Source organism: Streptomyces cucumeris (assembly GCF_024295805.1).
Lineage (GTDB): Bacteria > Actinomycetota > Actinomycetes > Streptomycetales > Streptomycetaceae > Streptomyces > Streptomyces cucumeris.
Genome location: NZ_JANCLX010000089.1, coordinates 1 through 1,155 on the forward strand (window position 1 = coordinate 1; position 1,155 = coordinate 1,155).

The 1,155-nt window shown below is 68.4% G+C and carries 1 protein-coding gene and 1 pseudogene; one reads left to right on the forward strand and one right to left on the reverse strand.

The window, feature by feature from the left end; translation table 11 throughout:
* Positions 1 to 350, reverse strand: a pseudogene (locus tag NMK44_RS41850) (hypothetical protein); the annotation flags it as partial.
* Positions 351 to 836: 486 nt separating this feature from the next.
* Between NMK44_RS41850 and NMK44_RS41855 the strand changes: the two are divergent.
* Positions 837 to 1,155, forward strand: a 319-nt coding sequence (locus NMK44_RS41855; protein WP_254753394.1) for a sugar nucleotide-binding protein, incomplete at its 3' end; no start/stop codon positions are given.

Consider the following 1,155-nt stretch of genomic DNA (forward strand, 5'->3'; position numbering starts at 1 on the left):
TTCTCCCTGATCACACTGGGTTTGATCATGAGGTAGTCGGTCAGCGTGTCTCTGAAGACGGCCACGAAAGCGATCGACAGCATCACCAGCAAGGTCACCGCTCGTCGCCGCCGTGAGGAGCCGGGTGCCAAGCCGGCTGTCTCGGCGACGATCGATGCGAAGCTCTCAAACGCTCCGTTTCCCTCGTCGGCGTCGCTCTGTCGCGGGGGCTGCGCGGCCGTAGCCGGCGAGCCGCCGGCCGAGTCCCCGTTCTGCCCGGCCTGTTGTGGGGCCGGCTCCGCAAGGGTGCCGTCGGCGCCACTCGGCTGCGGATCATCCCGTCTCTCGTCCGGTGGCTCGGTCGTCGTCATGCCCGTCCCCCCGTAGGCCCGCCACGCTTCCGTCCACGGGCCGCGCCCGCGGTCGCTCCCTCGCCACTACCCCGCCTGCTGAGTCCAGAAGCGCGTCCTGGCAACGCGCCCCGGACGAGAGCCGGTTGGCGGCGCCCGGCGAGCTGCCCGGTCTCTGCCCGGGTCTATGGCCCATGATCGGGCGGTTTTGGCCGATCCATTTCCCTGGCCAGGTTGTGGTGGGATCCTCCGTCGTATGAGGAGCATGCGCAGGGTGGGCTGGTGGATGGTCGTGGTGGCGAGTCCGAGAAGGACCGGAAGCCCTCTGCGGCAGCCTCCGCGACTGCGCAGGTGCCGGGCGTGAATGAGGCTCTGGCGGCGCATCAGAAGAGGACGAGGGCGCACAGGACACCTTCCACCGCGCCCAGACGCTTCGTGATCGGCATGGCTCCCAGCTCACCGACGGCCTACCGCGGGCGGCGATCGGTTCCACTACCGTGTGGCGGCATGACAGTGCTGATCATCGGTGGCAGTGGGTTCCTGGGGACAGAGCTGGTGCGCCAGGTGACTTCCGCTGGCCGGGTCACGGCCGCGACGTTCAACTCCGGCCCTGGCGTTACCCCTTCCGTCTCGTGGCACCGGCTGGACTTCCGTGATCCTCGTGCTCTCGACAAAGTCATCGACGCGGTGGAGCCCAGCGTGGTGATCAACGCGTCCAGTGGGGATGCCGACTGGACGGTCACTGCCGATGGCCCTGTCCGCCTTGCTCAGTCCACCGCGCGGCGTGGCATCCGGCTGGTGCACGTCTCCAGCGACGCGGTTTTCT